Below are 25,860 nucleotides of genomic sequence, written 5' to 3'. Positions count from 1 at the left end.
TTTCCTCCTTTCTTGAACTGTTGTAGTAAGAATTAGTCTTTCGAAATTTTCACTTCGGCGTTCATACCTGGCAGTACATGCTCTGAATAATTAGAAATAGAAATTTTTACAGGAACCGTTTGAGACACTTTTGTGTAGTTTCCATCTGAGCTTGAGTTCGATGTTAAAGATGAAAGTGAATTGGTTGCATATCCAATTTCTTCGACTTTGCCGTCGATTTTTGCACTGCTATCTCCGTCTACCGTTACATCTACATCGTCGCCTTCTTTAATATCCTTAAGCTGATCTTCTTTAATATTTGCTACGATAAATAGGTCTTTCATATCTACTTCGGTTGCAATTTGCTGTCCAGCTTGAACCATTTGATTTTCTTTTACATTTGTTTGAATAAGCTTGCCATCTGCTGGTACTGTAGCAGCTACAGAGCCTTTTTCAGCTTGAATCTTAGCAATTTCAGCATCTTTTGATACATCATTTCCTTCTTCTACTGTCCAGCTTGCTACTTTACCTGCTGCAGGTGCAACTACATTGTATACATCTCCAGATACTTTAGCGTTATCCGTTGTAATATAGTTCGATTTTTGAACGTAATAATATCCTCCTCCAATTAATAAAGCTAAAATAACGATAATTCCAATAAAATTTGTTACCATTAAGCGACTTCTAGACATTCATTACTCCTCCTTAATACTTCACTAATAAAATTACTTTTTTATATAGCTTTTTCATAAAGATATTATCTCCATCTATTAGGAGATATGTTTCTTTATAATCATCTATTTGGTTAACCACCTAAACAACTTTATCATAAAGATATTTTTTCGTAAAGATATTAATTTAAAAATAATAACGATGGTTAAAGATAATCATTGCCATCCTTTACAATTGTTTCATTTTATTTTAGAGTTAGTTTATATATGTCCGTAGTGTACAAGGAGATGGAAGCTAGCATGGATAACAATTTAGAGTCAAAAATTGAGCACCTTTACCAAATTAACACATCTTTTTTTCAATATATGCGACATTTAGTCGAAGAAACATTAAAAACACAGCCTTATCACTTAACACCCACTAAGTTTTATATATTAAACTACATTGCCAGCGGCACAAAGTATATGGTAGCAGATATTTCAAATAAACTTCACTTAACCTCGGGCGCTACAACTAGCTTATTAAATCAATTGGAAGAAGAATCTCTCATTCAGCGCGTGCGAGACGAAAAAGACCGGAGAGTCGTGTGGGTTTCATTGACCGATGAATCAAAGAAACTTGTTTCAATGATTACAGAGAAGCGAAATGTATTTTTAAAAGATATGCTAGCAGCTCTAACTGTAGAAGAACAAGAAGAATATTTTCGCTTATTAAATAAAATGGATGCCCTTTTGAGCGATAAATATGGATTTTCATATTAGGATACCTAAAGGAGCTCCGTTTCGAATGGAAACGGAGCTCTTTTTTATTTTAGAAAGCCGAATTCATTAATGTAGCTGCTTTGTTAGGAAAATCGATAAAAGGATTTCGGTTGCCTTGCAATTCAAAAATTGCTGCATTGCGATGTTTTTCATAAAGTGAAACGGTAAATTCTTCATGCCATTTTAGTAAAAGAGGAAGATCTACTCGTGAAGAGTCAATTTTATTATGATAGCGAATTAAAAAATAAAGCGTAGCTCGAGCGACAATTCCTTTTCCATATTCGGGTTCAAACTTACCTTTTTCTGATTTGCCGCACCCTTCTTTCACATCTGATTGCTTAACTTCCGGTGTATAATCCGGGAAGTCAATATAAGAAGAATTACCTCGTCGACTGTTGCAAGAAGGTTCACACGCAAATAAATGATGCAGGTCACCTCTCATAGGCTCTTGTTTTCCAAACCAAGATTGCGGGACAACGTGCTCACAGTTTAGCAGTATATCATTGCTTGAAACAGATAAGTTACTAAGCGACTGAAGTGCATCAATATCTTGTTGTATCGTTTCTAACGGATCCATACCTTTCCCTGAATACAGACTCTTCAGCTCTCCATTCTCCTGTAGATCCACCCATGGATATACATATTTATGCGGCGAATAACTCAGCAAATGCTGATGCGTTTCCGTTAACAAAGCTTGCATGGCTTCTCTTTCAAAGGGAGTACCTCGATAATAAAGATTTTTACTCTCTTCATCCGTCTTTTCATCATAATAGCTTCGGTTGTTTACGTATTGCTGATAAAGGGCTTTTGCCTGCTGTTTTTCCACCATTAATATATCTAAACTGCTTCTCATCCCATCACCTCTGAAGTCCTTTGACGTTGAACTTCACGCAATAGCTTTTCAACAATGGTCAAGTGCACAAACCCGTTTCCTACTTCTCTTGGTGATTCATTTAATGGAAGTGTTCTTCTGATTAACTGTGCGTAAAGCTCTGGTTCCGTAAGTTCTCTTCCAAACATTTCATTTGAAAGAACTTTTATCAATGCCAAAGCTCCCGCTACGTGAGGCGTTGCCATAGAGGTTCCGCTCAGTGCGGCATACTTTCCATTCAAGTAAGTTGATACGATCCTCTCTCCCGGAGCCACTACGTCTACTTCGTTGTTCGAGTTGGAAAATATCGAAGAACGTTTCTCTAAATCAACCGCTCCTACGCTAATCACTTCATTATATGAGCCTGGGTACGCAAACTCATCTGTGGAGCTTTCTCCATCTCCTTCATTTCCCGCTGCGCAGACAACTAAAATATTCTGATCAACAGCATCCTGAATCGCTTCATGTAGCTCAGGCACGTCTGCCGGACCTCCAAGTGACATTGAAATAATATCTACTTTTTGCTGAATGGCGTAGGTAATACCTTGAATAATCCACTCATATTGACCTGAACCATTACCATCAAGTACTTTCAGGATAAGTAAATTTACCTCCGGCGCCACTCCTACAACACCCGTTCCATTATGAGCTGCTGCAATTGTGCCTGCTACGTGAGTACCATGACCATTATAGTCTTGATAAACATCAGGATTTTGTTGATCATCGTGCGTGAAATTTCTTCCTCCAATAATTCGCTCCTGCAAATCTGGATGTGTAACATCACAGCCAGTATCCAAAACCGCTATGGTTATTCCCCGTCCCTTTGTTTGCTTCCATGCTTGCTCTGCTCCAATTAGAGCGACTCCTTCTGGGACTTCATTAAATTGATTCAATTGTTCAACTACTTGAAATGGAATAATGCGCACTTTGCTCTTCATTCAGATTCCTCCTGCAGGATTAAATGGAAGCTAGTTCATGGTGGGATCACTTTTAATCGCTTATTTTTGGAGCTTACTCATCGAGGTTTGTTGCTTCTAAAATTATTATAACATAAAAACAGAACACATGTTTGTGTTTTTGTAAATTTTTTTTGCAAATAAACAAAAAGCAGAAGCGAAATTTCCGCCTCTGCTTTTTATTTATTGTTGGTTTTTAGAGGAATCAGGAACGGCACATTGACCATCTGCACAAAAGGCATCATCTGCGCCTTCTGGAGAAAGACTCTTCAAAGCGGGAGTCGGATTTTCTTCTTCCCATACTTGTTGGAGAGCCCCTACAAATGTCTCGACTGGCTGTGCACCTGAAATCGCATATTTTTGATTAACAACAAAATATGGAACACCGCTAATGCCATATTGCTGAGCCGTTGCTTCATCACTGCGCACTTCATTTGCATATGCGTTTTTATCCGCGAGAATTTGACGTGCTTCTTCTCGGTCAAGACCTGCATCTTCTGCAACAGCAACCAGCGTCTCTTCTTCACCTAAATGTTTTGATTCAGTAAAGTATGCATATAAGAGTTTTTCTGTAATGGCTGCTTCTTTTCCTTGAGCTTTTGCAAATTTAGCTAAGCGGTGAGCATCAAATGTATTAGTTGGCTTCATATCGTCAAAATTAAAGGATAAGCCCACACTAGCTGCCTGCTGTCCGATACCTTCATTTGCTTGTTTTGCTTGTTCAATGGTCATTCCATATTTAGCAGCAAGAGCTTCATTAATCGTTTTACCAGTATTAACTGGGGCATTCGGATCTAGCTCGAAGCTTTTAAATTCAACCTGCACATCATCTTTGTGTGCAAATTGCTGAAGCGCTTGCTCTAATCGACGCTTTCCAATATAACAAAAAGGACAGACAAAATCTGACCAAACTTCTATTTTCATCGTGACACCTCTTCAATTCAAGATAATTCTTATCGTAGCATACCTTTGAAGAATTTCCATCATAACTTGCTCAAACAAAGCAAAAACACGGTGTTGATATACATACTAAGTGCATTAAATCAACACCGTGTTTTTATCTCACTTATTTTAAATTCATTGCTTTTAGAAGAGCATCATGTAAATACGTATTTTCATATACTCCGGTAAATCTTTCTGAGCCGGCACCCATTGCATTTAAAGGAACGTCTGATGACGTATGCTCTTCAGTTGTCCAATCCGCAACGAACTGCTCTTTTGAATGAGCGATTGCAAATGGCCCGTCTTCTTTTGATGCTTCATCTCCACCGTTATCTTTATTGTCTACTTTTTCAAGTGCTAAACCTCCGGTTGCATGGTCAGCTGTTACTAATACGAGAGTGTCTGGGTGTGTTTTAGCATACGCTTTTGCCATCTTCACTGTACCATCAAGCTGCTTACCCGCTTTAATCATAAGTTCAGCATTATTATTATGAGCCATTTCATCAATGCCTTCCTCTTCTACTACAAGAAAGAACCCTTTTTTATTTTGTGATAGCGTATCGATTGCTTTTTTTGTCATGTTTTTTAGAGATACTCGAGGGTTGTACACATCACCTTGGCCTTCAGGAGCTTGTTGAAACATTTCTTCATTAGCAAACAGACCAAGCAATTTTGTCCCTTTAGCATATTTTAATTCATTTTCGTTATTAACGTACGTATACCCAAGTTTTTGTGCTTTGTTTACTAAGTTCCCTTGGGTTCCTTTGCTTCCTTCAGTTTTATCTTCTGGCGGGGCATCTGAGTGTGCACCTTTGTTTCCTTTTGGGTACCAATAATCTTCTCCGCCACCTAGAATCACATCTACTTTACTATTTTCAAGATACTGCTTCGCGATGTCACTTTGAGCACTTCGATCTTTAACATGTGCGCCAAAAGCAGCTGGAGTTGCGTCTGTTACTTGACTTGTTGTCACAAGCCCCGTCGTCTTCCCTGCTAATTTTGCTTTTTCTAAAACTGTTTGGACAGGCTTTCCTTTCATATTTACGCTGATCGCACCGTTATAGCTTTTAACTCCTGAAGCCATAGCTGTAGCCGCTGCAGCGGAATCCGTAACAAATGAATTTCCTGAAGATGTATGGACTCTCCCTACTGCCGGCATATCATCCATTGCTAATTTCCCGTTTGCTCCTACAGATGCTAATCGAATCGCGTCACGGTGATCAGTACCCATACCGTCTCCAACAAAAAGAATAACATTTTTAGCTTTTTGGTTATTTACGCCTTTAGCTGCTTTAGCATCTGTTGGTGAATTTGTTCCAAATGCCAGCGCTGCTACAGTTACCGCTGATAATACTGCCGCTCCAATTGCACGTTTTTTCATTTTTTACACCCTTTACTGTTTATTATTGACATAACTTAACTGTACACGCAGTCTGTTAAATCAACTTAAATAAAAGGTTAAAGGTGTGTAAAGATATATAAACTTCCATTTACAATGCATGAAAGAGGCTTTCCTCTTAGCTAATTAATACTTGGCGGAACTTCAAGCCACCCTTTTTTGATCATAATTTCTGTTGCTTCGCTTGCATATTGAAACGCATCTTCTCCTATCAGCATCATTTTAGCCACAATATCTCTTCGAAAACTAAATGCTGCTCCGAATGCCTGACTTCCGATACTGAAGTTACTTAGTAAAATATCGCATGTCAGCATCAAACGATCCGAAAAAGCAGGCGTTTCACAAGTCGTTATGCTTCCTGTTGAGGCAACAGAAGGTGAAATATCGTCTTGTATAATTATTTCTTCAAGTCGCGTAATAATTTTTTTACTGATCTCTTTTCCTTTCAAAAAATGCTTTTTCACTTCGGTATCTTTGGCCGTTTGAGAAAAAGCCTTCATTAACTTCATCCCGACAATGTTTGTTTCGACTCCATGATAAATCTGCGCTAGCTCCATCGTATTTAGTACTCTTTTGTCCGCAAATACATTTAAGCCGCTCAGATATTTTCTATCCGAAACAAACTCAACGGTAGTTGGCATTGGAATATAGGGTGGGCGTGATAAAATTCCTTTTCTCAATAAGTACTGCGTACAGGAATCGTAGCACTCTTGCGTAATTTTTGTTAAATCTTGATAAAATTTCACCACATCTTCTCTGTAGGCCTTGCCTAAACTTAATGTATACATCCCCATACTAATTTCTTTGATGACACGAAGAAACATAATATCAAATCCGTTAGTAAATAGTTTTGGAGCCTGTACATTTACGTCTTGAGATGAAAGCCCCGTTGGCACTACCGCTCCTTCTTTTTCAAATATTGTCTTTATTTTTCGTATGTATATAATAAGCTGCTCACGCAAGTCCGTCATAATTGTTTTAGCATCTTCATCATCCGCATGTTCAATCATATAATCTAACAAGCAAATAATTAACGTTTTCTGCTGATATGTCATCCACAGCGTCCCAATTTCGCTTGAGGTAATACTAGGTTTGTCAGGCACTGTTACTTCCCTCCACTTCTTCAGCTTTGTTGAGTACGTCTGCTTCTTTGAAAAGAGAGCATACTCATTGTACATTTACCTATCATTATGCTATCCAACATTCTTTTTTTTATTTAAGACTTTGACAAACAGCTTTTGGACAACAAAAAAGAGGCTAGGACAAAAGAATTTTAGACGAAATAAAAAACGAACCATTAATCAAGATGTTTGATTCGTGGTTCGTTTTGTTGGTTATGGTAAACGTAGGTTTAATATGTGTAAGTCTTTCTAGCAGTTGATTGGAGGGAAAGACGAAGGCTCCTGCGGGAAAAGCGGAACAGGTGAGACCCCGCAGGAGCGTATGCGACGAGGAGGCTCAGCGCCCGCCCGCGGAAAGCGAAGTCTTGCACAGAAATCAACGGCGGTGTCACAAGCGGTTCAGCTTATGTATTCTATTTGTTCGTCTTTCAATTGGATTTATTTCGTTATGTCTCAACCTCTTTGTTACCTTACGCACGGAACGAATACATAACACCTGTCAATTTCTCAGATACGCTCCATAGTTTTTCCGCTACGTCCGGTTTAAATAAAACATCTCCCATCCTATCTTTTACAGGATATCCTTTTTTAGCATTTTTTCCGTCTGGCCCAATATATGTACCCCCTTCTATTGATTCAGTGGCTGCATAAAGAGTAGGCAGCGCGCCCATTTCTGCAGATTGACTAAATAGCTTGACTAAAAATTTCAGCAAGCCGTTTGGCTCTTTACCTGAACCGCGTGATAATAGGTTTGTATTTGAAATACCCGGATGTACAGCGGCACTAATTGTCGTTGATCCGGCTGCTTCTAAGCGGTTTTGCAGTTCTTTAGCAAACAATAGGTTGGCGAGTTTACTTTGCCTATAGAACTTCATTGGACTGTAGCCTTTTTCCCCGTCTAGATTATCAAAATAGATTTCTCCAGAATTAGCAGCTATACTGCTTACCGTTACGACTCTTGAATGTGGAGTGGCCATTAGTAAAGGAAGCAGCAAACCGGTAAGTGCAAAATGCCCTAAATGATTACAGCCAAACTGCAGTTCAAATCCGTCTTTCGTTTTGCTGTGAGGCGGAACCATCACGCCTGCATTATTAATGAGAAGATCCAAAGACGAGTATTGTTGAAGAAATTGATTGGTAAAATGCCGAATAGAGCTCAAGTCACTAAGATTTAATGACATAATAGTCACTTTAGCATTTCCGTTATCCGCTTTAATTCTTTTCTCAGCTTCTTTCCCTTTTTCCTCATTACGCACAGCAAGAATGATTTCTGCTCCGCGAGCTGCTAGAGCCTTTGCAGCTTCAAAGCCAATACCGCTGTTTCCTCCCGTTATAAGGGCTGTTTTTCCCGTCATATCGGACATTTGTTCAGCTGTCCATTTTGGTGTCATATAAAGTTCTCCCTTTCAGCTATAGCTTTTTTTCTAGAATTTACGCGTCTCAGTCACATACGTTTTTTAAAAATTAAAGTATGTATAAATTATAATGTCTTCAAAACAAAAGGGACAAGCTTTTTCAAAGCTTGTCCCTTTTGTATGTTCATGTGGTCCGCGGTGAATCGTAGCGTCCAAACCAGTCGTACCTGTTTGTGGAGATCCATTTATATAGCGGACTAAACGCTTTTTTCATTAATGGTAAATGCAGAAGCACACCGATTGGACATGTAAGAGGCAAAACAGTTAAAAGCCGTCTGACCGTTTCAAATCCTGCTAGAACTTCCCCTTTTTTGGTGACCATATGAATTTGATCATATAAGTCTCTTCCTTCTTCTTTTAAGTAGCTATACTCCGTTCGTTCAATGTATTGAACTGGAATCCACTGGATTTGGTTCGTCCAGTCCAGCGCTTTAATTATTTTTTTTACGTTGTAACATAAAGGACATTCCGCATCAAAAAATACTTTGTGCTTCATTGTTTCCACCTTTCTTCCCTTATTTCTTTTTCCTTAGTTTTAAATACCCTTTTCTCATTTTTAATAACCACCATTGGGAGGCACTTCTTGTGCAGCCTGGCTTTAAAGCGAACATTTTTTGTGGGGGTTCTTTTGTGAAGCCGCGAAAGAAGACAGGATTTTTTTATAAAATATCACTTTTTTGGTTTAAAGCGCTAAAAACATGTTAGAATAGATTTCATATTGATTTGAAGCACTAGATGCACGCATTTAGTCGCATACTAAAAAGAACTGAATAAATCCAATGATAAAAGGTAAAGGTAATGTCTTCATAAACTTATCATGGAAGTAGGTTTATAAATAACGCTGAAAAAAGGAGGGCTGGGTGATTACTTTTATCCCTTTCATATAAGCTTTTTTACGTAAGGATGTGTAAACGATGAAAAATAAGTACATGCTGTCAGCTTCAGGTATGTATATTAACTATTTTCTACTTGGCATGGTCAATATCATGCTTGCATCAAATATGTCATTTTTGACAAAACAATTAAATACCGACGGTGCTGGAATCAGCTATATCATTTCTGCTATCGGAATTGGAAAATTACTTTCGTATTCTCTATCAGGCATCTTGTCTGATAAAGTCGGACGAAAACCTTTGATTATTGTTTCGTCTCTGACAATGGCTATTTTCTTAATTGGCATTCCATTATCGCCAAATTATCAAACAGCCTTTATCTTTGCCATTATTGCTGGTATTGCAAACTCTGCTATGGACGCTGGAACATACCCTGCTTTGATTGAAGTTTTTCCTAAATCTTCAGGTTCAGCCAGTGTTCTTGTAAAAGCATTTATATCAGCTGGAGCAGCACTTCTGCCGTTTATGATTGCCTTTTTTGCGAATCGTGATTTGTTTTATGGGTATGCTTTTTTCCTTCCCGCTCTTATTTATTTACTAAATATGATTTTTATGTTCAAACTGCCTTTTCCCAATCATAAACGCGAACAGAATACAGTTCAACAGCAAAGTACAGAAGAGAATAAATTTATCTCTCCCCCTAACATGAAACAAGAAGGGATCGCTCTTGTTGTGATTGGATTTACTTCTACAGCTCTGTTTACAGTGGCTCAAATTTGGCTTCCTACTTATGGTCAACAAGTATTAGGTATGGCTGAAAGCAGCTCGGTTCGCCTTTTAAGCTACTACAGCATCGGAGCGTTAATCTCTGTTTTAGTATTAGCCGTATTATTAAGCAAAGTGCTTCGTCCTGTAACGGTTATTCTCGTTTACCCGATGATTACCCTTATCGCTGTACTTACGCTTCTATTTGTTAAAGTACCTGCTATCGCAATTGCAGCTGCTTTCTTCATGGGATTTTCTACAGCTGGGGTCTTTCAATTAGCGATTACCGTTATGACCGAGCTTTTCTGGAACAAAAAGGGAACGGTTACGGGAATTGTAGCGACCGCTGCTGGATTAGCTGCAATTTTATTGCCTTTAGCAACAGGGCTCATGTCTAAAACGGGACATATTTCAATTATCTTTATCTTTGATGCGATGCTTTCAGTAGTAGGTATGGCGGCGGCGGCTTTTGTTAATTACCGCTACCGCAAAATTTTAAATAAAAAGCCCAGCGAACAAATTCAAGAAACAGCCTCATAAAAAAGAGGCTGGGACATACCGAAATAAATCCAACCAAAAGACGAACAATCTGGATACATGATCTGGACTGCTTGCTCGACCTCCGTTGATTTCCGTGCAAGGCTTCGCTTTCCGCGGGCGGCCGATGAGCCTCCTCGTCGCTCGCGCTCCTGCGGGGTCTCATCTGTTCCGCTGTTTCCGCAGGAGTCTTCGCCTTGCCCTCCAACCAACAGCTAAAAGCACCTGCGTTCATCATGATTATAAAAAAACACGAACTATTTATCCATTTTTGATAGATAGTTCGTGTTTTTATTTAATGAAACTACTTTTTTTCACCCTCTTCTTAACTTTTCAACTCATTTCCTCAGCTGATTTTTGCTTCATAAATAGAAACATCACACCTGAAATAACTGCAAAAACAGCTAAAATGTAAAAAGTAGAAGGCAACGGAATCACGCTGACTAGTGACCCCATAGCTAAGCTGCTGACAACTGCTGAAGTTTGTATAGCAGTCATATATGCCGTTGTGGCTAGTCCAATTTGACGTGGGGCCAGTGACTGAGCATACACCATTCCAACTCCCATCGTAGCGGATAGAATAAAGGCATAAAATACCTGAAGCGCAATTAATCCACTAAGCGGTAAATGAAGGCTCGTTAAAACAAAATAAAGCACTTGGCAAGCAATTCCAATGATAAAGAATCGTTTAACTCCGATCTTATCAGAAAAATAGCCCCCTAACGGCATAAATACTAGCTCAAAGACAGATGTAACGGTAAAGAGAACCCCTACAATCGAAACGGATTGTTTTAACGTATCCGTTATGTAGAGCGGCAAATACATAGAACGCCCGGAATCACCCGCAAAAATGAAAAGAGCTGCTACGAATACAGCTATTAATACAGAAGGTATACCAGCTGGCGCTTTTGAAGATGCATGTGCTGAAGGTTGAGGCATACTGTCTTCTTTAAGCGCAAAAAGAACCCACACTAAAGTTGCCAGAGATAACAATCCTGATAGTAAAAATAAAAGAGTATACCCTCCGTGGTCAATGATTAAAGCTCCGAGCATCGGTCCAAAAATATAGCCTTGTGAAAATGCCATTCGCACAGTACCGGTAATCGTACCTGCCTGCGATTTACTTTCTTCCTTTTTAACAATAAAATCATTCAGCAGAGCAAAGAAAAAAGAAAACGCATTAAACCCTCCTATAGCAAGTAAAATGAGTGCTATTGTATAAGAATGCGTAAACGCTAAGGGAACTCTTGAAATGGTTCCAATCAGTAAGGCCCAAATAATAAATGGCTTTCGTTTTCCCCATTTGTCTGATAAAGAAGCCAAATAAAACGAGACGATTAAACCAAGAATGCTCATTGGGACAAATAAAAATCCTGCTTGAAACGAAGTGGCGTGCAATGTATTTGTTGCCCAAACCGTTAAATAAGGCATAAAGCTCCCAACAGACAACCCAATAATAAATAATGAAATAAAAATCGTTCGAAAATCCCGGTCTGTAAATACAATCTTTATGCCTGATACAAACGAATTTTCTGCTTTCGACATAAACTCATTTCAACCCTTTCTATCCAGCTGTCAAACGTTCCATTTTCGCAAAAAAATGCACCTTTCTTCAAGAAAAAGTAGAAGAAAGGTGTGTAAATAAAGCTTATTTTCCAATTTGCACAGCGATTTTTTCTTTTTGTTCTTCTTTGCTGATAAGTTCTTTGAATTTGCTCAAAAGAGGTGCTTTTAATTTTTCATCTTTTAATGCAAAAGCAAGGGTCGTAAAAATAAAATCTAATTTTTCCCCTGCATCATAACGTTCGCCCTCGAATTCGTAAGCATAAATAGAACGGTCTATATTCATACGCTGAATAGCATCCGTTAGCTGAATTTCCCCGCCTTTTCCAGCTTCCTGCGTTTCAAGATAATCAAAAATGTCAGGTGTAAATACATAGCGTCCAATAATTCCTAAATTAGACGGAGCTTCTTCGACTGATGGTTTTTCTACAAAACCATTCACTTCGTATAATCGGTTTTTATTTACTTTTGGATCTATAATCCCGTAACGATGAACGGATTCTTCCTCTACGCGCTGTACGCCGATAACCGACGATCCCGTTTGGTTATACTGGTCAATCAGCTGTTTTAAACAAGGCTGGTCTGGGTCTGTTAAGTCATCTCCAAGTAAAACTGCAAACGGTTCGTTTCCAATAAACTGTCGAGCGCAGTTAATCGCGTGGCCAAGGCCCTTCATTTCTTTTTGACGCACGTAATGAATATTCGCTAGTTCAGAGATATGCTCCATTTCTTCTAATAGTTCAGTTTTTCCTTTTTGATGAAGCAAGTGTTCTAGTTGAATATTATGATCAAAATGATTTTCAATTGCTTGTTTCCCGTTTCCTGTAACAATTAAAATATCTTCGATTCCTGATTTTAAGGCTTCTTCTACAATAAATTGAATGACGGGCTTATTTACAATTGGAAGCATTTCTTTTGGGATAGATTTTGTAACAGGTAAAAAACGAGTACCTAACCCTGCTGCTGGTATAACTGCTTTTTTTATAGTCTGCATATGATTTACTCCTCTCTTTTAGTTATCTAGCTGTCTTACATCTATTACGCTTTAACAGGCACCATCTTGAAAATTTCTTTCACACCTTGCTTGTATCCCCCCGCTGAGCGAAGTGATTCTCCGATTTGTTGTGCATGCTTTTTATATGTGTGAGTAGTTAAAACGTCGTTAACTGTATTTTTGATGAGCTCAGCAGATACATTATTTTTATCTAATTTCACGCCTGCTCCTAACTCCTGTACGCGATCGCCTACCATAAATTGATCCACTGCCATTGGAATAACGACAAGCGGCGTATCGTAGTATAAACCTTCACTGCTGCTGTTCATTCCGCCGTGAGTAATAAATAAATCCGCACGTTTTAAAATTTCCAGCTGCGGCACATATTGTTTCACAACGAAGTTTTCTGGAATGTGTGCTAATTCTTCAGGTTTTGTATTTTTACCAATAGATAAAATAACTTTACCCTCAAAATCTTTTAATGCTTCTACACATAAGTTATAGATTTCTAGCTGCTGATTAAAAATAGTTCCCATAGAAACAAAAATAATCTTTTCATTTTCATTTTGTAAGTAAGAAGGATCTTCAATGTCTAATCTTTTAACAATTGAAGGACCAATAAACTTGTACTCACTCGTAAATTCAGATACGTGTGGCTGAAAGAATTCTGACGTAAATACTAACGTGATATCCCCTGGATTCGACATAATGTCCATGGAATCTTTTAACTCAGTATTATATTGGTTGTTGAACTTATTTAATGATTTTTCGAATTGAGGATAAAAGGAAGATTGGTCAGGCTCTGTTTGACCACTTGGCATCATACAAGTTGCTAACTCCTTATCTAACGCAAACGTCGTACAAAGAGAAACCTTCGGAAGCTGAAGAAGGTCGGCCACAGCGGAACCTGCTAAAAGGTGATAATCGTAAAGTACATAATCATATGTTTCATGCTTTGTTTCACTCATGATTTTAGTAATAATATTCTCCGATTCATTTAAAAACAAATTCATTACTTCATAGCCATCATAAGACTCTTCTTTGGTCATTCGATTGCTCATATCAAGACTTGGACGAAAATCTTCGTATTCACGAAATTCCGCGCCTGATTTTTGAATTTTTTCAGCGTAGTCTTCAATGCCGTAATAGACGACCTTTTCCCCTTGAGCAATTAATTCCTTTACAATTCCTAAAGAAGGGTTCACATGCCCTTCACCTGGAAAGCCTATTACTAATACATTTCCCATAACATTCATTCCTTTCACTTAGTTAATTATTAAATGACTTAATTATTCATTTAGTAAATTTATTGTATAGAAACTGAATTTACTATAAATTATCTTTACCGTAAAGTCATTAAGCGTTTTCAACTAAAAAAAGGTTAAATAGGCTCATTTTGGAATATAGTTATAAATTAACTCAAGAAAAACAAATATTGTAAAATTTATCTTGTTTGTAAATAGATGTATACGCTTTACACATGATTCGAACAAAAAAACACACCCAGCTACATTAAGCATGAGGTGTGTTTTTTATTTAGAAGTTGTATAACTCCCATATATCTGATGTTTCTGAACCAATATACCAAGCTGCCGCTCCGCCTAAATGATAGTCCTTAATCAAATTAACTCGGCGCTGCATAGATGCTTTGTCTTCGAGCCATATTTGATGCTTCGTACCATTTTCGGTGTATTCTACATAGTACTGAGAGGCTTGGCTATCCCATTTCTTGGTCAGCTTTTTAGAAGAGATAACAGATTCAGCTTCTTTCATCGTTAAGTCTTTTGTGACAACTTTTTTGGTCGATAGATTCGTTTTCCATTCTCGCGTATAAAAAGGAACTCCCAGCAGGATTTTATGTGCAGGTACATCTTTCATAAGAAGTTCTGTTCCTTCTTTCACCCAAGGCAGCGAAGCCACAGACCCTGGAACCTGACTTCCTCCCCAGTGTTCTTCATAACCCATCATAATGACGTAATCTGCCACTTGACCAATCTGTTTTCGATCAAAGCTTCCTGACCAAAACGGATCATTATTCTCTCGTGTTACGTCTACTGAAACGGTCATACCATGAGGCTTTAACGCTGCTTTTAATTCTTTAATAAATAAAACAAAATCTTGTTTGTTTTTGATATTAATATTTTCAAAGTCAACGTTAATACCGTCACTGTTTGTTTTCACAAGCGAACTTTCGACTGACGATACAAGCTTTTGCCGCTTTGCTTTATTGCCTAGGACGTCACTTGTCAGCACATCATCGAAATTGTTACCGATGAGCGGCCAGACTTTTTTGCCGTTTTTGTGAGCCGTTTGAACATACGATGGATTTATAGAAGATGAAACAACTTTGTCACTCCGCGTTAGCGTAAACCAGCGTGGTGAAACAACGTCTAAGTTCTTTTGTTTCATCGATTCTGCATAGCCTGCTGTTTTTTCATTAAAGCTCCAGCCCATAACTACGGGCTGATGCTTCTTTTGTGCTAAATCAGATTTTTTGATCCAGCCCTTTTTCCCTTCCAAAAGCTGTACTTGTACATAGTAATCAGGAATAATAAGCATTTGTCCAGGCTTAATATTTGTTGATGATAGCTGATTTAACTTTGTTAATTCAGTCGCTTTTACACCGTACTTTACAGAGATTTTCCAAAGCGTATCTCCTGAGACTACTTTATGTAACAAGCCTTTTGGTGGTATTTTCAGCGTTTGCCCCGGAGTTAGCTCCGTTGTTTTTAGCTGATTTTGTTTTATTAGCTCGCTGACTGTTACACCATATTGTTTAGCTAGTAACCATAGTGTATTTCCTGGCACTACTTTATGGGTGATAACTTGAGCTGCATCTCCCGCGTCAGATGAAATAGCAGGAAATTCTTCTCCTTTTTTCACTGTCTGAACAACCGAAGAATGTAAAGATGGAGAACGATACACGTTTACATTATCACCTTTGACAGTGCCTACTGAAGAAGCAGCGTCTCCTTTACTTATTGGGGCCAATCCTCCACTGAAAAGACAGAGAATAAGTAGGCTCATACATATTTTCTTCATTTTATAATCTCGACTCCCCACTTTTTGACATCACCTGTCTAGTTTACTACTCCTATAAGATAGAATCCTAGAGGTACATTGTGGTAAAGAAACGTCTGGGTATACGTCAAACTCAAATAAAAAAGCTTACCGTCCGATGACGATAAGCTTTCGTTTCTTATGCATTTCCCACTACATTTTGATCCTTAATATCCATATCAATTGTATTAGCCGTACTAGCACTGCTTGTAATATTCATAAAATTCCCCGTGTTCCCGCTACCAGAACCGACTGTTGTAAAAGCTGTGCTTTTTGGCTTAATAGCCAGACAATCACCAAACTCCACTGAAGATGAAACCAATACATTCGAGATATTTACGGCTCCTACTACCGATGGCATCTGCCTCTCCTCCTGTTCACTATCTATCTGCTATAGGATATGAGCAGAAGGCCAAAAAGTAGCTTTTTCATCTTTTTAATTTTATTAAGGATCAATTCGTTTATACCTTGATTCTGCAAACATATATACTCCGTATGCCATAAGTCCGATTGATACGATAGCCAGCAGTACAGACCCAAAAGGACGCTGCGCTACTTCAGCAAGGGCTCCATCTAACCCTTTCGTTTCGTCTGGATCCGCTTGAAGAGCCGTGCGAATAAGAAAGAAGCCAATAATGCCAAAGACGATACTTCGAGCAATAATACCCGCTTTTCCAATATGCCCGCTCCATCGCCACTCTTCTTTTGACATTTCGTTTTTCTTTAGTTTTTTTAGGAAGCGTCCTGAAAGAGCCCAATATACTTGTCCAATCCCAAAGATAATAACGCCGATACCTGTAAGCGCAATGATGGTTTGCCCAAAGGGATAAGATAACAGCTTGGCTGATACTGTTTGATAATGCTTACCTGACGTATGAACATGAGCATGAAGCAAAATTTTTACCGAACTCACACAAAGGCTAATATAAAACGTAGCTACAACTAAATAGCCTAAACGAGTAAAAATGCCTTTTACACCATGCCCAACGTGGTGAGGATCAAAAATAGCAGAAATGATTTGCCAAAACGCATATCCACTTAAACCTACTGCCAAAACGATTAAAATTAAAAATCCAAACGGCTGCTTTGCAATTGTGTGTAGGGCTCCTTGAGAAGTAACTAAATCGCCTTTTAATCCGAAAGCCGTCTGAATCGCTAATATACCGATGACAAAATAGACCACACCTTGAGCTACATGACCAAACCGTGAAAAACGCACGACAAATGGTTTAGTACGTTCTTTTAAGCGATGTAACTTTCGACAAAACGTATCTTTTTTAACAAATGGAGATTCACCCATACGTTTCCTCCTGCTTTTTGAAAACAAACTTTATTTTATAAAACACCTGAAAATAAGCGAGCAAATGACTCTTTCGAACGTTCTACTAAGCTTCGCTTGTAAAATGCTACCGGCTTGATCAAATGACTGTCTTCCATATCTTCTTCGTAATTTTTCATGAGCGTTTGAATCGTCTCTCCCTCAATTAAAAATGCATTCACTTCAAAGTTCAGATGAAAACTTCTCATATCCATATTTGCAGTACCGACCGAAGCCATATCTCCGTCGATAATCACAATTTTTTGATGCAAAAACCCTTTTCGATACGAATATACTTCAATTCCACATCGAAGAAGTTCAGCAAAATATGATCTCGTTCCATATTGAGTCAGAAAGCCATCATTAATTTCCGGCACCATAATTCGTACTTCTACACCTTTTCTAGCCGCAATACGAAGAGCAGTTCTTATAGCTTCGTTTGGAACAAAATATGGGGTAGAAATCCAAATTGACTTCGTCGCGCTTGTAATCATTGTATAGTAATAGTCGCTCATATTTTCCTGCGTATCTGGCCCCGTCGCCACTACCTGAACGAACCCTTCCCCTTCAACACGATGAGGTTTTGTATACGCTTCATTATTAATTAAGCATTCTCCAGAAACGTATTCCCAGTCAAACATAAAAATTGAGTGCAGCGTTTGAACAGATTCACCTCTTAACATCAGGTGGGTATCTCGCCAAAAACCGATTTTTTTATTTTTCCCTAAATACTCATCGCCTACATTTAGTCCTCCTACAAAACCTACTTCCCCGTCAATTACAACTATTTTACGGTGGTTTCGAAAGTTGAATTTTTGATTAAAAAATCCATACTTAATAGGTAAGAAAGGATGCACTTTAACATTCGCTTTCTTCATTCGCTTAATATCTGAACCCGATAATGTAAAGCTTCCCATTGTATCAAACGTAAAGCGTACTTCTACACCTTCGCTTGCTTTTTTAATTAAAATATCAATGATTTCTTTTCCTAGAGAATCTGAGTGAAACATATAGTATTCCATATGAATAAAATGTTTGGCTGATTGCAAATGCTTTTTGATTTCATTAAACGTTTCTTGCCCGTTCTTAAGGACGTAGGTTTTTGTATGAACATTCATCTTTGTCAAAGATACACATTGAAGATACTGAGCAAAGTAACGCTGATGAGATTGAAGCGTCGATAGATCAGGCGTCGTTTCTTTATCTGCCATCTTTCTAAGCATCTCTCGGTTATGCATACGCTTTTTTTTGAACATATGCCCCTTTAAATAGAGCTGTCCTGAATACAAATAAAAGAAAAAGCCTGCAACAGGGAAGAAAAAGAGGACATACATCCAAACCAACGTACTTTCAGGCGTTCGATTTTCAAGCATAAGTGAATACATACAAATGAAAATGATGACACCATATAATCCAACTAAGGCATACTTCCAATGAATATCAATAGAGGTAAAAAAGAAAGCATAAATTGAAAGTAAAATAATAAATAAAAAAATAAAGTCCAACCGGCGTTTTTTCATAAAAGCTCTCCTAAAAACAAACTGTATTGTATCACTTGCCTATCTTTCATATGAGGTAGTATATGGAATACACAGAATTCTTATCATGCATGCCACATAAAATGTACATATATTTGCACAAAAAGCAGTTTAGCCGCTTAAGCAACTAAACTGAACTACCTCAGACAAGCATCATTCATATACCTATACCCTGGATGGTAAAACAAAAAACCTCCTTACAGGGAGGTTTTTTCACTGGCTTTTCAAGCATCGATGCCTTTTTATGAGTTGGTATAACCAGACTCTTTTTCTTTTTTAGGCCAAACGAAATTAGAAAGAGATAATAAGAAATCAATTCCTACAATAACTGTCCAAAATTCCACTACATTTTGCAGCACGTTAGTTTTTCCATTTGGTACTATATACATCATCGCCGCTAAAAGAGCTGCCCCAATAGCGTAAGCAACGAGATGCTGTATCCATGACTTAAAATAATGCTTTGCATATTCTTTTCCATAGCGCCTACGAGGTTTCTCTCCGTTTTTCATCACATAATATTGAAAGCGTTCGTCTGCCCATTGAATCATACTTTTTCCAAAAGCGATGGAAATTCCAATATACACGGCTGCAATAGCGTGAGCATAGGTCGCTGTAGCACCTTGGTAAAGGTCTACGCTCGTCACAATCAGAAGAACAAAATCAACAACAGGTGTTAGAGCTAAAATAAAAAAACTTAGCTTTTGTTTTTTAAACATATACCTTGTTGCTAATCCTAAAATGATGACTATCCAAAAAACGATTTCACATGCAATAATCATCCAGGCTATTAAATTCAAGTAATCCCCTCTCTTCCTCTCGTTCAACAAATAGACAATAGGTTTTAAATGAAAATTTTTTATGCACAAGTTTATTTTTATGTACATACATCCTGCTTCATAACCCTACGGCTTATTCCATCCTCAGCTGAGTTCTAAGATTCATTGAACCTTATTTGCTAGGCGGATCTTTTAAATCGATATCTATAATACTCACAGCTCATTCCTGCCCCGACTCCAATCGAATAGGCTAGTATATCGCTCCATAAGAAGCCATACCCGAGAATGAGCCCTCCTAGCGCAGTTTTTCTTATGTTATCAATCCACGGAGCGTGATACAGTTGTGTAAATTCAATGAAGTAACAAAACACTATAGCAAACATACCAATCATTTTTGTCTTCCATGCAGGAAACAAAAAACCCGCACTGACAAAAATCATTAAGGCCCATAACGAATCTCCTGCATATATATTTACGATGTGAGGAAGATACGCGGTAAGTTTTCTTGATAAAAGGCCTGCTCCCATGATAACAATAGCTAGAAGCAGATATACCCATCTATTTCTTTTATTCATTTCAAACTCCTTTTTTCTTCTTAAATCCTTCGTAACAATAAGCCTTCACTATATAATTTTATCAGAACCGCAGACTGTTAAATACCGCTTTTTTTCATTTTTTACAACTTCCCCCTACGCATATATGACAACTGTCATAGTTTCTATATGACACGTATGTCTTAAATAGTCAGAAAAATCCCTTTATACTGAGGATAATATACGGTGATGAAAGGAATTTCATATGACTATACAAAAACAAAAGAATTTACGAAAACAAGTTGCACCTTTTGAAAAAGCAGTAATGAAAGACAGCATAAGACAATTGATCAATACTTTTTTACCTTTTTTCACACTGTGGTTTCTCGCTTATGAGAGCCTTTCAATTTCTTATTTTTTAGCATTTCCGCTAACTGTTATCGCAGCAGGGTTTTTAGTAAGGATATTCATTATTTTTCATGACTGTTGTCACTACTCTTTCTTTAAGAGTAGACAACACAATAAAATTCTCGGAACAATTACCGGTGTCTTAACGATGTTTCCTTATAGTCAATGGGGACATAGCCATGCAATTCATCATGCAACAAGCAGCAACTTAGATAAAAGAGGTACGGGTGACATTTGGGTGTTAACCGTAACAGAATATAAAGAAGCTTCTATTTGGAAAAAAATCGCTTACCGAATTTACCGCAACCCGTTCATTATGTTCGGCGTGGGACCTATATATGTATTTTTGATTACAAACCGATTCAATCAAAAAAATGCGAAGAAAAATGAAAGAATGAATACGTACCTTACAAATGTATTGATCGTTGCATTAGCGGCAGCGACCTGCTGGTTGGTAGGTTGGCAGGCGTTTCTATTAATTCAAGGACCGATTTTCTTCATTTCAGGTTCAATTGGAATTTGGCTATTTTATGTACAGCACCAGTTTGAAGACTCTTATTTTGAAGAAGATGAGCACTGGGATTATGTAAAAGCAGCCGTTGAAGGAAGTTCATTTTACAAGCTTCCAAAACTATTGCAATGGCTGACAGGCAACATTGGGTTTCACCATGTACATCATTTAAGTCCAAGAGTGCCCAACTATAAGCTTGAAGCTGTTCATCAACACACACAGCCTCTTCAAAATGTACCAACCATTACGCTCGCAACAAGCCTTCGCTCTCTTCGATTCCGTCTATGGGATGAAGAAAACAAAATGTTTGTGAGCTTTAAAGAAATAAAAACACGCTCAGCTGCACCAAAAGCAAGCAGAATTTCATCTCAAACAAAAGCAGAACTTTAATAAAACAAAACAGTCAAGCTTTCAAAAGCTTGACTGTTTTATCTATCTCTCTAAATTTATTTCATTCTACTTTGTGGTAAACTAATAGTGTATTTTAACAAATAAACGAGGTTCTTTATGAAAAAATATACGTTTTTCCAAAAAATCACTGGGCTATCTCCTTACATATGGACGGTATTCGCCATTTTACCATTTTATTTTATTTTACAGTCTTCATCCATGAATCACATTATTGTTGGTTCGTTACTCACCATCTTATTTTTTATTTTCTATCGTTTTGCATTTGTTTCAACAGACAAGTCCGTTTACGTATGGACGGCTTTGTTAATCGTTATTTCCTTAGCCCTCACAACTATTTTTAATTATATTTACTTTGCCTTTTACTTTGCTTTTTTTATCGCTTATTTTATTGGAAATATCCAAAAACGGCTCGCTTTCTTCACTTTGTATGCTGTTCATTTAATTAGCACCGTTATTTCGGTAAACTTTAACGTTGTTATGCAAGAAGAGATCTTTTTAAAACAGCTGCCTTTCATTTTTGTAATTTCCATCAGTGTGATTGTACTGCCATTTAGCATTTATAATCGGAAGAAGCGAGACCGGCTGGAAGAACAGCTTGAAGATGCAAATAAACGTATTTCTGAGCTTGTAAAACAGGAAGAACGCCAGCGGATAGCTCGCGATCTGCACGATACGTTAGGACAAAAGCTGTCTCTTATCGGTCTAAAAAGTGATTTAGCAAGAAAACTTATTACAAAAGATCCTGAAAAAGCAAAATCAGAATTAAAAGATGTCCAGCAAACAGCGCGCACGGCTCTTAATGAAGTGAGAAACATGGTTTCTCAAATGCGTGGAATTCGCCTTAGTGAAGAACTAAAACGCGTTCAAGAGCTTTTAGAAGTTGCCGAAATTAAGTTTGTAGGAGAAGAGGCCATTTCATTAGAGAATGTATCGTTGCTCATTGAAAATATTCTTAGCATGTGCTTAAAAGAAGCAGTAACCAATGTGGTCAAACATAGTCAAGCCACCGTTTGCACGATTACTTTACATCAGTCTGCAAAAGAAGTTGGCATAACGGTAGAAGACAATGGAGTTGGTATTAATACGAAGAAAACCTGCTGGAAAGGAAACGGTCTTTTAGGAATGAAAGAACGGCTGGAGTTTGTAAACGGCCATCTTGATATCTCCAGTCAAGGGGGGACGATTATTCATATTACAGTTCCAAACATCGTCAAACATATTAAGGAGGAACAATTATGATTCGAATTGTCATTGCCGAAGATCAGCAAATGATGTTAGGGGCTTTGGGCTCTTTGTTAAATTTAGAAGATGACATGGAAGTTGTCGGAAAAGCTTCAAATGGGGAACAAGCGGTATCACTTGCTAAGCAGCACCAGCCAGATATATGCGTAATGGATATCGAGATGCCTCTTAAAACTGGGCTTGAAGCTGCAGAGGAGCTGAAAGATTTAAACTGCAAAGTCATCATTTTGACAACGTTCGCTCGCTCTGGCTATTTTCAAAGAGCTTTGAAAGCAGGCGTAAGCGGATACTTGCTAAAAGATAGCCCAAGTGAAGAACTCGCAAATTCCATTCGAAGCGTGATGGCAGGCAGACGCCTCTATGCTCCAGAATTAGTGGATGACTTATATAGTGGATCTACCAGTCCTCTTACAGCTAGAGAGAAAGAAGTATTAGCTCTAGTAGCTGATGGAAAAAACACAAAAGAAATTGCTGACGAACTATCTATTAAGACTGGAACGGTGCGCAATTATATTTCTACCATTCTGGACAAACTCGAAGTAAAGAACCGCATTGAAGCCATTACTCGCTTTAAGGAAAAAGGCTGGTTCAAATGAAAAAAGCATGCATCAAACCGAGATGCATGCTTTTTAATCATTTGGCAATTTATCGTACCCTAATTTGTCGATGATCACAACATGCTCGGGGAATTCATCAAGCAGCTGCTGTTTTGTGAATAATTCAAAGTCACGGAAATCAAAACCTGGTGCGACCATGCATCCAACGAGAGAAAACGTATTCTCATTTGCCACAGAGGAACCAAAAATCGTATCTCTTGGAACTAAAAATTGAGGAACTTCTCCATTTTCTAAGTTTGTACCTAGTTTTACTTCTTGATAGGTTCCATCGCGGTAAATAATATGAATGGTTAAAGGGCTTCCCCCATGATAGTACCATAGTTCATCTGATTGCAGCCGGTGGAAATGCGATACATCTTGAGACCTTAATAAAAAGTAAATACTCGTGTATAGAAATCGTTTATCATCAAACTGCGATGACACTTCTTTATCAGAAATTTCATCATTGGAGCGATAGGTTTGTTTATAAAACCCTCCTTCTGGATGAGGCTGAAGCTCGAGCTTTGAAATCCAATATTCCCACTTATGTAAATTCATTACATTCCTTCCCTTCCTTTTTCTTTTATCATTAACTACATCATAGTAAATCATTCTTTCTAACACAACAAACGGCTTCATTATTCCATCAGGAAAAATGAAGCCGCTTACCACTGGTATCTTATCATTACATCCTACCCTTTCTGTTAGCACGGCTATATCTATACCTGCTAGAATGGCAGCGATGAAATAAATATGTCATATACAAATCTAACTGAAATCGATCTCCCTCAATGAAACATTGAAACGGCTGTTCTCTGCCTTGATCATTTTTTGCAGACGAACGCTGCTTAAACGGGACAATATTCATCTCTTTTCCCCCTCAGACAGATGTACTTTTTAGTGTAAATGCTGATGACAAACGTAATATTTTTTGATAAAAGTGAGGGCTGCCTGTGCATCTTGAATGCCAAGCTTTTTACAAACGCCAGCTAACATGAGCAGTTTGTACATAACCAGCTTTTGATTATTTGTTGCCAGTACGTAATAAACAATCGTATTAGCAACTGCCCGCGGTAATCTTATTTTTTTCAACTCATATAGCGCAGCAGACGAAGACATGCCTGCTTCAGTTAAAATCTGCTCAGTTGTGTACATCTCCAAATAGCGAGCAAGCTTTCTTTCTTTATCGTTAAATATACCTTTAGAATCGTTCATTTTCTCTCCCTCTGTTATTTTAATAATCCATTAAATGCTGCATTAATTAGCCATAGTGCGATAGCTCCCCCTGATAAATAAGCGCTGAGATAGACTAATAATTCCATATACCTCCCTCCCATTTCTATCTTACCCCTTCATTTCTCTAGCTGCAGTGATATTCATCACAGGTAAAAAGTGTATTGTTGAGCTACTGAATAGCTCCGCAAAAGAGCTCGTGAGAAAGATCTCACGAGCTGCTTAGTTAGCATTTTTATTTTCGGATAAAGCGTTTAAAAATCATAATAATTAATAATACGACTACAATAATAAGCAAAAATTTCAACATGAGTTGTCCATCCCTTCAAATCAGTAAATCATCTTTCATTAGTAAGTAGTTACCCTGTTTCGTTTTTTATAAACTGCTTACCTACTTATTTCATGCCAAAAATTATATAATAGTAGAAAAACAACTAAAATAGCCCTACAGGTAAAACATAAATGGGAGTATAACCATGACTGACTATCTTCAAACATTTCTGCTTGAACATTTAGAAGCAGCAGAGCTTATTAGCATTGCCTTGAACATTCTTATTAGCATTACGGGCGTATTTCCAAGCGCACCCCTTACGTTCGTAAACGTAAAGTTATTTGGTTTTTGGAACGGATTTTTACTTTCTTTTATTGGAGAAGTTTTAGGTGCAGCTCTCTCTTTTTGGCTGTATCGAAAAGGTTTCCGTACACTTGTTCATACAAAAACACCTTCTCAATCCAAGTGGCTAAAGCTGCTGCGCGTACAAGGGAAAGAGAGTTTTATATTGATTCTTTCTTTGCGATTACTTCCCTTTGTTCCGTCAGGCCTCGTTACATTCTTCAGCGCTGTAGGAAAAGGCTCCTTTGCGGTATTCATTTCTGCTAGCGCACTTGGAAAAATTCCAGCGCTTTTTATTGAAGTTTATTCGGTTTATCATATTTCACAAGGATCTATGCAAGGCAAAATCATTTTAGTAGTTTTATCCATTTTTTCGCTTTTTTATATAAGTAAAAAATGGAAGAAAAAAGCTTAACAGACTATAAAAAGGGAAGACTATCTAAAAATAAGCAAAAACATTATCTTATGTAACTGTAATAAGATAAAGTATTGGAGATGGTCCATTGATTTTCCTACTGGTTTCTGGAAGTATTATTGTTCCTATTATCATGCTCTTTTTCTCACTCAAATGGAAAGGAGCAGAGCTAGTTTTTAATACACTAGCCCTTCTTTCAGCGCTAGTATTTGGAAATATAGCTGCTGCTTCTATCTATCGTATCTTAAAAAACCATACTGTTTTTATGACGAGCATTCATGCAATCTTTTTAAATTCAGCTTTTTTATTAACCGGTGCATACCTTGGAATCTATGTATTGTATAGACTGTTAGCTCTGACCTTAAATGTAAAAAGCCGTTCTTTTAAATAAGAACGGC

Annotated in this window: 28 protein-coding genes; 8 read left to right on the top strand and 20 right to left on the bottom strand. The window is 37.8% G+C overall.

Going from position 1 to position 25,860, the window contains the following annotated elements; all coding sequences use genetic code 11:
* Window positions 1-32: 32 nt before the first annotated feature.
* The gene (locus MMB68_RS15815; protein ID WP_014460863.1) at window positions 33-671 is read right to left on the bottom strand and encodes a biotin/lipoyl-containing protein; all 639 of its coding nucleotides are present in this window, start codon (window positions 669-671) and stop codon (window positions 33-35) included.
* A 279-nt stretch (window positions 672-950) separates the two neighbouring features.
* Here MMB68_RS15815 and MMB68_RS15810 point away from each other — a divergent pair, with 279 nt between their 5' ends.
* Window positions 951-1,412, top strand: a complete 462-nt coding sequence (locus tag MMB68_RS15810; protein ID WP_014460864.1) for a MarR family winged helix-turn-helix transcriptional regulator — start codon at window positions 951-953, stop codon at window positions 1,410-1,412.
* Between the two features lie 49 nt (window positions 1,413-1,461).
* Here the strand turns inward: MMB68_RS15810 and MMB68_RS15805 are convergent, their stop codons facing one another.
* The 5 genes from MMB68_RS15805 to MMB68_RS15785 form a co-directional block, all read right to left on the bottom strand.
* On the bottom strand, window positions 1,462-2,265 hold the full coding sequence (locus MMB68_RS15805; protein WP_269871650.1) for an endonuclease I family protein: 804 nt from the start codon (window positions 2,263-2,265) through the stop codon (window positions 1,462-1,464).
* Window positions 2,262-3,221, bottom strand: a complete 960-nt coding sequence (locus MMB68_RS15800) for a S8 family peptidase (RefSeq protein ID WP_269871651.1) — start codon at window positions 3,219-3,221, stop codon at window positions 2,262-2,264. Before MMB68_RS15800 ends, MMB68_RS15805 begins: the two co-directional genes overlap by 4 nt.
* 201 nt (window positions 3,222-3,422) lie before the next feature.
* Window positions 3,423-4,163 carry a DsbA family oxidoreductase gene (locus MMB68_RS15795; RefSeq protein ID WP_034653288.1) on the bottom strand — a complete coding sequence of 247 codons (741 nt, stop codon included), beginning with the start codon at window positions 4,161-4,163 and terminating at the stop codon, window positions 3,423-3,425.
* 142 nt (window positions 4,164-4,305) lie between these two features.
* Window positions 4,306-5,562, bottom strand: coding sequence for an alkaline phosphatase (locus MMB68_RS15790; RefSeq protein ID WP_277549168.1), 1,257 nt, complete (start codon window positions 5,560-5,562; stop codon window positions 4,306-4,308).
* A 140-nt stretch (window positions 5,563-5,702) separates the two neighbouring features.
* Window positions 5,703-6,683: a DUF3231 family protein gene (locus MMB68_RS15785; protein ID WP_221785589.1), complete on the bottom strand. Its 981-nt coding sequence runs from the start codon at window positions 6,681-6,683 to the stop codon at window positions 5,703-5,705.
* Between the two features lie 274 nt (window positions 6,684-6,957).
* Here MMB68_RS15785 and MMB68_RS15780 point away from each other — a divergent pair, with 274 nt between their 5' ends.
* Window positions 6,958-7,194 (top strand): hypothetical protein, encoded by a 237-nt coding sequence (locus tag MMB68_RS15780; RefSeq protein ID WP_269871653.1) that lies wholly within the window; start codon window positions 6,958-6,960, stop codon window positions 7,192-7,194.
* Here the strand turns inward: MMB68_RS15780 and MMB68_RS15775 are convergent.
* On the bottom strand, window positions 7,172-8,092 hold the full coding sequence (locus MMB68_RS15775; protein WP_264409044.1) for an oxidoreductase: 921 nt from the start codon (window positions 8,090-8,092) through the stop codon (window positions 7,172-7,174). The genes MMB68_RS15780 and MMB68_RS15775 overlap by 23 nt on opposite strands.
* Before the next feature lie 148 nt (window positions 8,093-8,240).
* Complete coding sequence (locus MMB68_RS15770; protein WP_221785592.1) at window positions 8,241-8,612, bottom strand: thiol-disulfide oxidoreductase DCC family protein; 372 nt, start codon at window positions 8,610-8,612, stop codon at window positions 8,241-8,243.
* A gap of 418 nt (window positions 8,613-9,030) precedes the next feature.
* Here MMB68_RS15770 and MMB68_RS15765 point away from each other — a divergent pair, with 418 nt between their 5' ends.
* Entirely contained in the window at window positions 9,031-10,254 is a 1,224-nt protein-coding gene (locus MMB68_RS15765) for an MFS transporter (protein WP_269871654.1), read from the top strand.
* Here the strand turns inward: MMB68_RS15765 and MMB68_RS15760 are convergent.
* From MMB68_RS15760 to MMB68_RS15715, 10 genes are all read right to left on the bottom strand, one after another.
* Window positions 10,236-10,463 carry a hypothetical protein gene (locus MMB68_RS15760; RefSeq protein WP_277448401.1) on the bottom strand — a complete coding sequence of 76 codons (228 nt, stop codon included), beginning with the start codon at window positions 10,461-10,463 and terminating at the stop codon, window positions 10,236-10,238. The two genes, MMB68_RS15765 and MMB68_RS15760, sit on opposite strands and share 19 nt — an antisense overlap.
* Window positions 10,464-10,584: 121 nt before the next feature.
* Window positions 10,585-11,796: a sugar efflux transporter gene (locus MMB68_RS15755; protein ID WP_269871656.1), complete on the bottom strand. Its 1,212-nt coding sequence runs from the start codon at window positions 11,794-11,796 to the stop codon at window positions 10,585-10,587.
* 103 nt (window positions 11,797-11,899) lie between these two features.
* Window positions 11,900-12,808, bottom strand: a complete 909-nt coding sequence (gene galU, locus MMB68_RS15750; RefSeq protein WP_269871657.1) for a UTP--glucose-1-phosphate uridylyltransferase GalU — start codon at window positions 12,806-12,808, stop codon at window positions 11,900-11,902.
* Window positions 12,809-12,852: 44 nt separating this feature from the next.
* Complete coding sequence (locus MMB68_RS15745; RefSeq protein ID WP_277549167.1) at window positions 12,853-14,055, bottom strand: macrolide family glycosyltransferase; 1,203 nt, start codon at window positions 14,053-14,055, stop codon at window positions 12,853-12,855.
* A 289-nt stretch (window positions 14,056-14,344) separates the two neighbouring features.
* Window positions 14,345-15,799: a LysM peptidoglycan-binding domain-containing protein gene (locus tag MMB68_RS15740; protein WP_260506951.1), complete on the bottom strand. Its 1,455-nt coding sequence runs from the start codon at window positions 15,797-15,799 to the stop codon at window positions 14,345-14,347.
* A 208-nt stretch (window positions 15,800-16,007) separates the two neighbouring features.
* Window positions 16,008-16,229 (bottom strand): spore germination protein, encoded by a 222-nt coding sequence (locus MMB68_RS15735; RefSeq protein WP_045294391.1) that lies wholly within the window; start codon window positions 16,227-16,229, stop codon window positions 16,008-16,010.
* 84 nt (window positions 16,230-16,313) lie between these two features.
* Complete coding sequence (locus MMB68_RS15730) at window positions 16,314-17,168, bottom strand: DUF1206 domain-containing protein (protein WP_277549166.1); 855 nt, start codon at window positions 17,166-17,168, stop codon at window positions 16,314-16,316.
* A 35-nt stretch (window positions 17,169-17,203) separates the two neighbouring features.
* Entirely contained in the window at window positions 17,204-18,706 is a 1,503-nt protein-coding gene (gene cls / locus MMB68_RS15725; RefSeq protein ID WP_221785599.1) for a cardiolipin synthase, read from the bottom strand.
* A 260-nt stretch (window positions 18,707-18,966) separates the two neighbouring features.
* Window positions 18,967-19,521 (bottom strand): hypothetical protein, encoded by a 555-nt coding sequence (locus MMB68_RS15720; RefSeq protein ID WP_221785600.1) that lies wholly within the window; start codon window positions 19,519-19,521, stop codon window positions 18,967-18,969.
* A 158-nt stretch (window positions 19,522-19,679) separates the two neighbouring features.
* Window positions 19,680-20,075, bottom strand: a complete 396-nt coding sequence (locus MMB68_RS15715; protein ID WP_269871658.1) for a ribosomal maturation YjgA family protein — start codon at window positions 20,073-20,075, stop codon at window positions 19,680-19,682.
* A 223-nt stretch (window positions 20,076-20,298) separates the two neighbouring features.
* Between MMB68_RS15715 and desA the strand changes: the two genes are divergently transcribed.
* The 3 genes from desA to MMB68_RS15700 all read left to right on the top strand — a co-directional run bounded on the left by desA (window position 20,299) and on the right by MMB68_RS15700 (window position 23,201).
* Window positions 20,299-21,342 (top strand): Delta(5) desaturase DesA, encoded by a 1,044-nt coding sequence (gene desA, locus MMB68_RS15710; RefSeq protein WP_269871659.1) that lies wholly within the window; start codon window positions 20,299-20,301, stop codon window positions 21,340-21,342.
* 117 nt (window positions 21,343-21,459) lie between these two features.
* On the top strand, window positions 21,460-22,602 hold the full coding sequence (locus tag MMB68_RS15705; RefSeq protein WP_221785602.1) for a sensor histidine kinase: 1,143 nt from the start codon (window positions 21,460-21,462) through the stop codon (window positions 22,600-22,602).
* Window positions 22,599-23,201, top strand: a complete 603-nt coding sequence (locus tag MMB68_RS15700) for a response regulator transcription factor (protein ID WP_221785603.1) — start codon at window positions 22,599-22,601, stop codon at window positions 23,199-23,201. The genes MMB68_RS15705 and MMB68_RS15700 overlap by 4 nt, the downstream gene beginning before the upstream one ends.
* A gap of 33 nt (window positions 23,202-23,234) precedes the next feature.
* Here the strand turns inward: MMB68_RS15700 and MMB68_RS15695 are convergent, their stop codons facing one another.
* Window positions 23,235-23,759 (bottom strand): cupin domain-containing protein, encoded by a 525-nt coding sequence (locus MMB68_RS15695; protein WP_221785604.1) that lies wholly within the window; start codon window positions 23,757-23,759, stop codon window positions 23,235-23,237.
* A gap of 339 nt (window positions 23,760-24,098) precedes the next feature.
* Complete coding sequence (locus MMB68_RS15690) at window positions 24,099-24,416, bottom strand: hypothetical protein (RefSeq protein ID WP_221785606.1); 318 nt, start codon at window positions 24,414-24,416, stop codon at window positions 24,099-24,101.
* 494 nt (window positions 24,417-24,910) lie between these two features.
* On the opposite strand from MMB68_RS15690, the gene MMB68_RS15685 reads away from it, so the two are divergent.
* Complete coding sequence (locus MMB68_RS15685) at window positions 24,911-25,462, top strand: TVP38/TMEM64 family protein (RefSeq protein WP_221785607.1); 552 nt, start codon at window positions 24,911-24,913, stop codon at window positions 25,460-25,462.
* An 88-nt stretch (window positions 25,463-25,550) separates the two neighbouring features.
* The gene (locus MMB68_RS15680; RefSeq protein ID WP_153253493.1) at window positions 25,551-25,853 is read left to right on the top strand and encodes a transposase; all 303 of its coding nucleotides are present in this window, start codon (window positions 25,551-25,553) and stop codon (window positions 25,851-25,853) included.
* The last annotated feature ends 7 nt before the right edge of the window (window positions 25,854-25,860 follow it).

The organism is Priestia sp. Y58, from assembly GCF_029522095.1.
GTDB classification, from domain to species: domain Bacteria; phylum Bacillota; class Bacilli; order Bacillales; family Bacillaceae_H; genus Priestia; species Priestia megaterium_E.
This window is presented reverse-complemented; position numbering and strand designations above follow the sequence as displayed.

Excerpts from the sequence above, each read along its gene's own strand:
- MMB68_RS15690 (WP_221785606.1), bottom strand. The coding sequence starts at position 24,416 with ATGAACGATTCTAAAGGTATATTTAACGATAAAGAAAGAAAGCTTGCT.
- MMB68_RS15705 (WP_221785602.1), top strand. The coding sequence starts at position 21,460 with ATGAAAAAATATACGTTTTTCCAAAAAATCACTGGGCTATCTCCTTAC.
- MMB68_RS15685 (WP_221785607.1), top strand. The coding sequence starts at position 24,911 with ATGACTGACTATCTTCAAACATTTCTGCTTGAACATTTAGAAGCAGCA.
- MMB68_RS15795 (WP_034653288.1), bottom strand. The coding sequence starts at position 4,163 with ATGAAAATAGAAGTTTGGTCAGATTTTGTCTGTCCTTTTTGTTATATT.
- MMB68_RS15770 (WP_221785592.1), bottom strand. The coding sequence starts at position 8,612 with ATGAAGCACAAAGTATTTTTTGATGCGGAATGTCCTTTATGTTACAAC.
- MMB68_RS15790 (WP_277549168.1), bottom strand. The coding sequence starts at position 5,562 with ATGAAAAAACGTGCAATTGGAGCGGCAGTATTATCAGCGGTAACTGTA.
- MMB68_RS15810 (WP_014460864.1), top strand. The coding sequence starts at position 951 with ATGGATAACAATTTAGAGTCAAAAATTGAGCACCTTTACCAAATTAAC.
- desA (WP_269871659.1), top strand. The coding sequence starts at position 20,299 with ATGACTATACAAAAACAAAAGAATTTACGAAAACAAGTTGCACCTTTT.
- MMB68_RS15815 (WP_014460863.1), bottom strand. The coding sequence starts at position 671 with ATGTCTAGAAGTCGCTTAATGGTAACAAATTTTATTGGAATTATCGTT.
- MMB68_RS15730 (WP_277549166.1), bottom strand. The coding sequence starts at position 17,168 with ATGGGTGAATCTCCATTTGTTAAAAAAGATACGTTTTGTCGAAAGTTA.
- MMB68_RS15715 (WP_269871658.1), bottom strand. The coding sequence starts at position 20,075 with ATGAATAAAAGAAATAGATGGGTATATCTGCTTCTAGCTATTGTTATC.
- MMB68_RS15765 (WP_269871654.1), top strand. The coding sequence starts at position 9,031 with ATGAAAAATAAGTACATGCTGTCAGCTTCAGGTATGTATATTAACTAT.
- MMB68_RS15695 (WP_221785604.1), bottom strand. The coding sequence starts at position 23,759 with ATGAATTTACATAAGTGGGAATATTGGATTTCAAAGCTCGAGCTTCAG.
- MMB68_RS15800 (WP_269871651.1), bottom strand. The coding sequence starts at position 3,221 with ATGAAGAGCAAAGTGCGCATTATTCCATTTCAAGTAGTTGAACAATTG.
- MMB68_RS15745 (WP_277549167.1), bottom strand. The coding sequence starts at position 14,055 with ATGGGAAATGTATTAGTAATAGGCTTTCCAGGTGAAGGGCATGTGAAC.
- MMB68_RS15755 (WP_269871656.1), bottom strand. The coding sequence starts at position 11,796 with ATGTCGAAAGCAGAAAATTCGTTTGTATCAGGCATAAAGATTGTATTT.
- cls (WP_221785599.1), bottom strand. The coding sequence starts at position 18,706 with ATGAAAAAACGCCGGTTGGACTTTATTTTTTTATTTATTATTTTACTT.
- MMB68_RS15775 (WP_264409044.1), bottom strand. The coding sequence starts at position 8,092 with ATGACACCAAAATGGACAGCTGAACAAATGTCCGATATGACGGGAAAA.
- MMB68_RS15735 (WP_045294391.1), bottom strand. The coding sequence starts at position 16,229 with ATGCCATCGGTAGTAGGAGCCGTAAATATCTCGAATGTATTGGTTTCA.
- MMB68_RS15805 (WP_269871650.1), bottom strand. The coding sequence starts at position 2,265 with ATGAGAAGCAGTTTAGATATATTAATGGTGGAAAAACAGCAGGCAAAA.
- MMB68_RS15700 (WP_221785603.1), top strand. The coding sequence starts at position 22,599 with ATGATTCGAATTGTCATTGCCGAAGATCAGCAAATGATGTTAGGGGCT.
- galU (WP_269871657.1), bottom strand. The coding sequence starts at position 12,808 with ATGCAGACTATAAAAAAAGCAGTTATACCAGCAGCAGGGTTAGGTACT.